Source organism: Streptomyces africanus, from assembly GCF_002150735.1.
GTDB classification, from domain to species: Bacteria; Actinomycetota; Actinomycetes; order Streptomycetales; family Streptomycetaceae; genus Streptomyces; species Streptomyces africanus.
On record NZ_MUKA01000134.1, the window covers coordinates 1 to 8,154 of the forward strand.

6 protein-coding genes are annotated in these 8,154 nt (G+C 73.3%); 3 read left to right on the plus strand and 3 right to left on the minus strand.

Annotation, left to right across the window (positions count from 1 at the left end; all coding sequences use genetic code 11):
* The coding region (locus CCL05_RS18630; protein ID WP_107400479.1) for a serine hydrolase domain-containing protein at nucleotides 1–1,060 on the plus strand (1,060 nt) is incomplete at its 5' end.
* A 6-nt stretch (nucleotides 1,061–1,066) separates the two neighbouring features.
* On the opposite strand, the gene CCL05_RS18635 is transcribed toward CCL05_RS18630, so the two are convergent.
* The 3 genes from CCL05_RS18635 to CCL05_RS18645 all read right to left on the minus strand — a co-directional run bounded on the left by CCL05_RS18635 (nucleotide 1,067) and on the right by CCL05_RS18645 (nucleotide 5,318).
* On the minus strand, nucleotides 1,067–1,747 hold the full coding sequence (locus tag CCL05_RS18635; protein ID WP_086561632.1) for a response regulator transcription factor: 681 nt from the start codon (nucleotides 1,745–1,747) through the stop codon (nucleotides 1,067–1,069).
* A complete protein-coding gene (locus CCL05_RS18640; RefSeq protein ID WP_086561633.1) occupies nucleotides 1,744–3,000 on the minus strand; it encodes a sensor histidine kinase in 1,257 nt (418 codons plus the stop codon). The genes CCL05_RS18635 and CCL05_RS18640 overlap by 4 nt, the downstream gene beginning before the upstream one ends.
* Before the next feature lie 110 nt (nucleotides 3,001–3,110).
* The gene (locus CCL05_RS18645) at nucleotides 3,111–5,318 is read right to left on the minus strand and encodes an MMPL family transporter (protein WP_158102466.1); all 2,208 of its coding nucleotides are present in this window, start codon (nucleotides 5,316–5,318) and stop codon (nucleotides 3,111–3,113) included.
* Between the two features lie 350 nt (nucleotides 5,319–5,668).
* Between CCL05_RS18645 and CCL05_RS18650 the strand changes: the two genes are divergently transcribed.
* Nucleotides 5,669–5,872, plus strand: coding sequence for a cold-shock protein (locus CCL05_RS18650; protein WP_010032345.1), 204 nt, complete (start codon nucleotides 5,669–5,671; stop codon nucleotides 5,870–5,872).
* 157 nt (nucleotides 5,873–6,029) lie between these two features.
* Nucleotides 6,030–7,463, plus strand: a complete 1,434-nt coding sequence (locus CCL05_RS18655; protein ID WP_086561635.1) for a DEAD/DEAH box helicase — start codon at nucleotides 6,030–6,032, stop codon at nucleotides 7,461–7,463.
* The last annotated feature ends 691 nt before the right edge of the window (nucleotides 7,464–8,154 follow it).

Here is an 8,154-nt window from a genome sequence, read left to right on the forward strand (position 1 = left end):
CCTGGCCGCCCAGCACGAGGACCCCGCCCTCTCCGCCGCCCTCGCCGGCCTCCCCAGCGCCGACGCGACCGCCGCGCTCGTGCGCGTCGGAGGCGTCGAGGGCGTCTGGCGGGGCAGTTCGGGCGTGCACGACCTGCGCAGCGGCCGGCCGGCCGATCCGGGCGCCCGCTTCCGCGCCGGTTCCGTGACCAAGGTCTTCACCGCCGCCGTCGCCCTGCAACTGGCCGCCGAGGGCCGACTGGACCTGGACCGCAGCGCCCGCTCCTACCTGCCGGAGCTGATCCCGGCGTCGTACGGGGGCGTCACCGTCCGGCAGCTCCTGAACCACACGCACGGCATCCCGGCCCCCGACGTCCCCGGCACGCTCGAGGAGGCGTACGCCGACCGCTTCCGGGTCCACGACCCCCGGGACATGGTCCGCTCGGCGACCTCCAAGAAGCCCGAGTTCGACCCGGGCGAGCGGCAGCACTACCTCAACATCGGGTACACGATCACCGGCCTGCTGATCGAGCGCGTCACCGGTGACACGTACGAGCACCAGGTCACCCGGCGGATCCTGCGCCCGCTCGGGCTGCACGACACCTACCTGCCGGGCGAGAACCCGCACATCACCGGCCGGCACAACCACGGCTACCAGACCATGCGGCTGGACGACGGCACGACCGGGCTGCGCGACGTGTCCGTGTGGGGGTCCACGGACGCCTGGGCGGCCGGGGACCTCATCTCGACCACGGCGGATCTCGAACGGTTCACCGACGCCCTGTTCCAGGGCCGGATCGTGCGCGGACCGCTCCTGGAGGAGATGTTCACGCTGCCCCAGGTGACCGACTCCAAGACCGGGAAGCCGGCCGCGTACTCCGTCGGCCTGTCGATGAAGGTGCTGGGCGGGCGCGAGGTGTGGGGCAAGACGGGCGGACGCTGGGGCTACAACGCCGCCATCGCCTCCACCCGCGGCGGCTCGCGCACCCTCGTCTACAGCGTCAACTCCACGGACGCCAAGGGACAGGACATGAACAAGGTCGCGGAGAACATCATGGTGGCGGTGTACGGGCGCCCCTAGCAGCCCTCACACCGTCGGCGGCACCGCCCGTACGAGGCCCGTCTGGTAGGCGATGACGACCAGTTGCGCACGGTCGCGGGCGTTCAGCTTGGTCATGGCCCGGTGGATGTGGGTGCGGACGGTCAGCGGGCTGAGCGTGAGGTCCTCGGCGATCTCGGTGTTGGACCTGCCCTCCGCGGCCAGGGCCATCACCTCGCGTTCGCGGACCGTGAGGTCGGCGAGGCGCTCCGGCGGCGCCAGGTGGGTGTCGGGGGCCGGGGCCATGAGGAAGCGGGTGATCAGGGAGCGGGTGGCGCCCGGGGACAGGAGCGCCTCGCCGGAGGCCACCGTGCGCAGGCCGGCCAGCAGGGTGTCGGCGGTGACGTCCTTGCCGAGAAAGCCGCTGGCACCCGCCCGCAGCGCCTGGGCGACGTAGTCCTCGGTCTCGAAGGTGGTCAGGATCAGGACGCGGGTGGCGGACAGGTCCGGGTCGGCGCAGAGCGTGGCGGTGGCGGTGAGGCCGTCGGTGCCGGGCATGCGGATGTCCATCAGGACGATGTCGGGGTGGTGGGCGCGGGTCAGCTCCACCGCCTCCGCGCCGTCGGAGGCCTCGGCGACCACCTCCATGTCCGCGCAGGAGTCGATGAGGATCCGGAAGGTGGCCCGCAGCAGGGCCTGGTCGTCGGCGAGCAGCACCCTGATGGTCATGGCGTGGTTCCTTCGGCGGGGAGGGTGGTGGGTTGCAGCGGCAGGGCCGTGGTGACCTCGAAGCCGCCCTGGGGGCGGGGGCCGGCGCACAGTTCCCCGCCGATGGAGTGGGCGCGTTCGCGCATGCCGATGACGCCGAAGCCGCGGCTGCCGGGAGGGGCCTCGGCCGCCGGTTTGCCGGTGCCGTCGTCCGTGACCGTGATCAGCAGGCGCGAGCCGGTGTAGGCGAGGCGCACGTGGGCGGCCTCGGCTCCGGCGTGCTTGGTGACGTTGGTGAGCGCCTCCTGCACGATCCGGAACGCGGTCAGGTCGACGCCGGGCGAGAGCGGCTGCGGTTCCCCCTCCGTGGTGACGGTGACCGCCAGGCCCGCCGACTCGCACGCCGCGACCAGCTCGGGCAGACGGGCCAGGCCGGGGGCCGGTTCGAGCGCCGTGGAGCCGGGGCCGGTGTCCTCCTCGTGGTCGTTCTGCCGCAGCAGGCCCAGGGCCGCCTTCAGTTCCCGGAGCGCGGAGGACGTGGTGCCGGTCAGGTCGGTGAGGATCTTCCGGGTCTGCTCGGGGTGCGTGAGGGCGAGGTGCGCGGCCGTGCCGGCCTGGGCGTTGGCCAGTGCCATGTGGTGGGCGACGACGTCGTGGAGCTCGCGGGCGATGCGCATCCGTTCCTCGGTGACGCGCAGCCGGGCCTCCTCCTCCCGGGTGCGCTCGGCGTGTTCGGCCCGGGCCTGCACGGCGTGGAGGTAGGCGCGCCGCAGCCGCGTCATGTTGCCGGCGGCGAGGGGCAGCATCAGCCAGAAGAACGGGCCGATCGTCCTCAGCAGCAGCGAGAGGTGGTCCATGGAGTGGGAGAACACGGCCGCGAGGATCACCGCCAGCATGGTGCTGATGCCGTAGACGCGGGTGGTCCTGCGGTCGGTGAGGGTGGCCAGCCAGTACAGCGCCGCCATGACCGGGGCCAGCAGCAGCGGCGTGACCAGATAGCCGAGCGCGACCGCGGCCACCGTGCAGCCCCCGGCGACGACGACGGCGGTGCGCGGGTGGGTGCGGTGCTTGAGCAGCACGAGGCAGGCGACGCCCATGAGGACGGTGGCGGCCGGGTCCTGGTCCGGCGGCTGGGCGCCGGGCAGGGTGAGCGAGCCGCCGAGGGCCGCGCAGCCCATCAGCGCCAGGACCGTCGCCAGATCGACGAGGAACGTGTGGCGCGCCGAGAACTCCTCCAGGCGATCCGCGTAGCGCCGCTCCAGGGTGATGCTCATCGGGCTCTCCGGGGGGTGGTGGGCTGGGGACCATGGTGGTCGACGTCGGGCGGGAACGCCCGAGCGGCCGCCCGTGTCCTTCGCCACGGGCGGCCCTGGTGCGGGGCGTGTCAGGTGCGCGCCGGCTCCAGGTCCGGTGCCGGGTCCGGCGCCGGTTCCCGCTCCGGCCGGCTGAGGGCCTCGCCCTCCACGTCGACGCGGGGCAGCGCCCGGTCCAGCCACTTCGGCAGCCACCAGGCCTTGTCGCCGAGCAGGGCGAGGACGGCCGGCACGATCGCCATCCGGACGACGAAGGCATCGAACAGGACGGCGGAGGCGAGCCCGAACCCGATCATCTTGATCATGGAGTCGCTCTCGCCGATGAACCCGGCGAAGACCGCGATCATGATCAGGGCCGCCGCCACGACCACCCGGGCACTGTGCCGGAAGCCGGACGTGACCGCCTGCGCGGGCGACTCGCCGTGGACGTACGCCTCCCGCATCCGTGAGACGAGGAACACCTCGTAGTCCATCGCGAGGCCGAAGACGATACCCACCAGGAAGATCGGCATCAGGCTCATGATCGGGCCGGTCTGCTCCACCCCGAAGAGCTGCGCGCCGTGGCCCTGCTGGAACACCACGACGACCGCGCCGAGGGAGGCCAGCACCGACAGCAGGAAGCCGAGGGCCGCCTTGAGCGGGACGAGCAGGGACCGGAAGACCACCAGCAGCAGCACGATCGCCAGGCCGACGACCACGGTCAGATACGGGACCAGCGCGGCCTGCACCTTCTCCGCTATGTCGATGTTCATCGCGGTGGTGCCGGTGACCTCGTAGCTCGCACCGGTGGCGGACTCGATGCCGGGCCGCTCGTCGCGGATGGCCGTCACCAGGCCCTTGGTCTTCTCGTCGGTCGGCGCGGTGGACGGCACGACGGAGAAGACGGCGGTGTCACCGGCGCCGTTGAAGCGGGCCGGGGAGACGGACACGACGCCCTTCGTGGCGCCGATCTCCCGGGCGATCTCGCCCGCGGCGCCCTTGGTGTCGCCGGCGCCCCTGCCGTCCACGACGACGGTCAGCGGCCCGTTGAAGCCCGGCCCGAAGCCCTCCGCGAGCGCGTCGTAGGCGCGGCGCTCGGTCGTGGACGTCGGCTTGGCCTCGTCCCCGGGCATGCCCAGCTGGAGGCCGGCCGCGGGCAGAGCGAGGGCGCCGAGACCGACGACGCCCAGGAGCAGCACGGGCAGGGGGCGGCGCAGCACGAACCGGGCCCAGCGGCTGCCGCCGTTGTCGCCGTCGCTCTCCTCGATCCGGCCGCTCTTGCGGGCCCGCCGGGTGAGCACGGCGTTCGGCCAGAAGCCGAGGAAGGCCGGGACGAGCGTCAGCGCGATCAGTACGGCGACGACGACCGCGCCGGCGGCGGCCAGGCCCATCTTGGTGAGCATCGGGATGCCGACCACGGCGAGCCCGGCCAGCGCGATGACGACGGTGAGCCCGGCGAACACGACCGCGGACCCGGCCGTGCCGGCGGCGAGTCCGGCGGCCTCCTTGGGCGCACGGCCCTTGGCGCGTTCCTCCCGGTAGCGGGAGACGACGAACAGGGCGTAGTCGATGCCGACGGCGAGGCCCAGCATCATCGCCAGGGTGCCGGTGGTGGTGGACAGGCCGAGGGCCTGGGACAGGGCGAGGATCGAGGCCATGCTGACGCCGACGCCGATGAGGGCCGTCAGCAGGGGCAGCCCGGCGGCGGCCAGGGAGCCGAAGGTGACGAGCAGCACGACGGCGGCGATGGAGACGCCGATCACCTCGGCCGTGCCGCCCGGCCCGGCGTTGCCGGCCAGCGCGCTGCCGCCCGCCTCGACGGTGAGCCCGGAGTCCCGGGCCTGGTCGATGGCGTGTTCCAGGTGGGTGCGGCCGGCGTCGGTGAGGTCATCCGCCCCGACCTTGTAGGTGACGGTCGCGAAGGCGGTCGAGCCGTCCTTGCTGATCGTCTTCGCCCGGAACGGGTCGACGGCGCTCGCGACCTGCGTGCCGTCGCCGAGGCCGGTGACGGCCTTCTCGATGGCCTGCTTGTTCTCGGCGGCGGTCACCTTCTCGCCGCCGGGCGCGATGAAGACGACCCGGGCACTCGCCCCGTCGGCCGTGGCCCCGGGGAAGCGCTGCTCCATCAGGTCGAACGCCTTCTGGGACTCGATGCCGGGCATCGTGAAGCCCTCGTCGGCGGCCCCCGGCGCCCGGAGGGCACCGAGCCCGACGGCGGCCAGGACGGCCGCCCAGACCAGGGCGACGTACCAACGTCGCCGGAAGGCCAGTCGGCCCACTCGATACAGGAAAGTAGCCACGGCAGCGGGTCTCCACATCTGGGTGTCGATCGTCTGCCAAGGCTCTCGGCCGGCGGGCCGTCCCGTCGTCGTGCGGCTGCCGACAATCCGGGCTACTCGGAACGCAGTACGAACGGGCCGCCCGTACACCTCGGGTACGAGATTTCCGGGCCATCCGGCGCGGCCTGTGCTACCGTCGTTGTTGTTGCAGTTTTGGTTCCCAGAGACTTCGAGTGCTCTATCGACCTTTGTCGACGAGCACTCTTTTTAGTTTTCGAGGATTTTCGGATCTCTCCGAGGGTGATCATTTCAGCAACTCCGAGTCCGTAAAGTGCGGGTCTCGGGTTTGTCCCCCAAAGGGAGATTTCAGCATGGCATCTGGCACTGTGAAGTGGTTCAACGCGGAAAAGGGCTTCGGCTTCATCGAGCAGGAGGGTGGCGGTCCTGACGTGTTCGCCCACTACTCGAACATCGCCACCTCCGGCTTCCGCGAGCTTCAGGAAGGCCAGAAGGTTACCTTCGACGTCACGCAGGGCCAGAAGGGCCCGCAGGCCGAGAACATCGTCCCTGCCTGACGCTGACGCGTCCGACGTGACCGGGGCCCGCACCGTGAGGTGCGGGCCCCAGCCTCGTTCTCATCCAACACCCGGCTCAGTGTTGCGAATCCTGGTGCGGCCCCTCCCGGCTGCCGGGAATTCCCCGATACGTGTGCCGCATCGAGGAAGGATCCCCTTGGATCGCACCGCTCGCAAGAACAACGGCTCGCCCCACTCCCGTAAGGCGGCGGGCCGAAGCGTCTCCGCCCGTACGGCCGGTGCGGGCCGCGGCGGCCCCCGGCGCCGTACCGCGCCCGGCGGGGAGTTCGCGCCCCCGGCCACCCTCACGCCGGCGCTGCCCGCCGTCGACGACTTCGCCGGACTCGCCCTGCCCGAGCGGCTGCTCGCCGCGCTGCGCGCCGAGGGCATGACCGTGCCGTTCCCGATCCAGGCGGCGACGCTGCCCAACTCCCTGGCCGGGCGGGACGTGCTGGGCCGCGGGCGCACCGGGTCGGGCAAGACGCTCGCCTTCGGCCTCGCCGTGCTGGCCCGCATCGACGGGCAGCGGGCCGAGCCCCGTCAGCCGCTGGCCCTCGTCCTCACCCCCACCAGGGAACTGGCCCAGCAGGTCACCGACGCGCTCACCCCCTACGCCCAGGCGCTGCGGCTGCGACTCGCCACGGTCGTCGGCGGTATGTCGATCGGCCGCCAGGCGAGCGCGCTGCGCGGCGGGGCCGAGGTCGTCGTCGCGACGCCCGGCCGGCTCAAGGACCTCATAGACCGTGGTGACTGCCGCCTGGACCGGGTCACCGTCACGGTCCTGGACGAGGCCGACCAGATGACCGACATGGGCTTCATGCCGCAGGTGACCGCCCTGCTCGACCAGGTGCAGCCCGGGGGCCAGCGGCTGCTGTTCTCGGCCACGCTGGACCGCAACGTCGACCGTCTGGTCCGCACCTACCTCCACGACCCCGTGGTGCACTCGGTCGATCCGTCCGCCGGCGCGGTCACCACGATGGAGCACCACCTGCTGCACGTGGAGGACGACGACAAGCACGCCACCACGACGGAGATCGCCGCCCGCGACGGCCGCGTGATCATGTTCCTGGACACCAAGCACGCCGCCGACCGGCTGGCCAAGAAGCTGCTGGCCGTCGGCGTGCGCGCCTCCGCCCTGCACGGCGGGAAGTCCCAGTCGCAGCGCACCCGCACCCTGGCCCGGTTCAAGGACGGCGAGGTCACGGTCCTGGTGGCCACCAACGTCGCCGCCCGCGGCATCCACGTCGACAACCTCGACCTGGTCGTCAACGTGGACCCGCCCGCCGACCACAAGGACTATCTGCACCGCGGCGGCCGGACCGCCCGGGCCGGCGAGTCGGGCACCGTCGTCACGCTGGTCCTGCCCCACCAGCGCCGCGAGACGGCCCGCCTGATGGCCGACGCCGGGATCACCCCGCGCGTCACCCGGGTCCGCTCTGGCGCGGCCGAACTGAGCCGCATCACCGGCGCCCAGGCCCCCTCGGGCGTCCCCGTCGTCCTCACCCCGCCACCCTCCGAGAACGCCCCCACGCGCCCGGGCTCCGCCCCACGCGCCCGCCGCGGCAGGCCCTCCCGGGGACGCCGCCGCTGACCGCTCCGCGGAGCGCACCGGGTCCCTCCCGGCCCGGTACGGCCGGGAGGGCGCCGACCGCCAGTCCGGCCCAACGCGGGCGTCACCCGTCGCCAGGCAGACCGGCCAACGCCAACCGTGCGCGGCTCTCGCGCGCCTCCCGGCACCGCCACCGACCGCTCCCGGGAGCGCTCGCCGAGTCCTCCCCGTCCGGAGGCCCGGCGCGGCCCCGGCGGGACGCCGACCGCCAGGTCTCCCGCCTCGACGCGGTTGCCGCCCGTCGCCAGGCAGACCCGCCGGCGCCGACCGTGCGCGGCTCTCGCGCACAAGGCTGCCTCCCGGCACCGCCACCGACCGCTCCCCGGAGCGCTCGCCGAGTCCTCCCCGTCCGGAGGCCCGGCGGGTCTCCCGCCTCGACGCGCGTGTCGGCCGTCGTCAGACCGGCCGGCGTCGGCGTTGAGCGGCCCCGCACGCACGGGTTCCACCCGCCGCGGCAGGCCCTCCCGAGGGGCGCCGCCGCTGAACCGCTCCAAGGAGCGCCGCCGGGTCGCTCCGCCGGATCCCTCCCGGGAGCGCAGGCCCGGTGCCGCGCGGCCCCCGGCGGGGCGCTGACCGCCTGGTCTTCCGCCTCGACGCGCGTGTCGGCCGTCGCCAGGGAGACCGGCCGGCGTCGGCGTTGAGCGGCCCCGTGCGCACGGGTTCCACCCGCCGC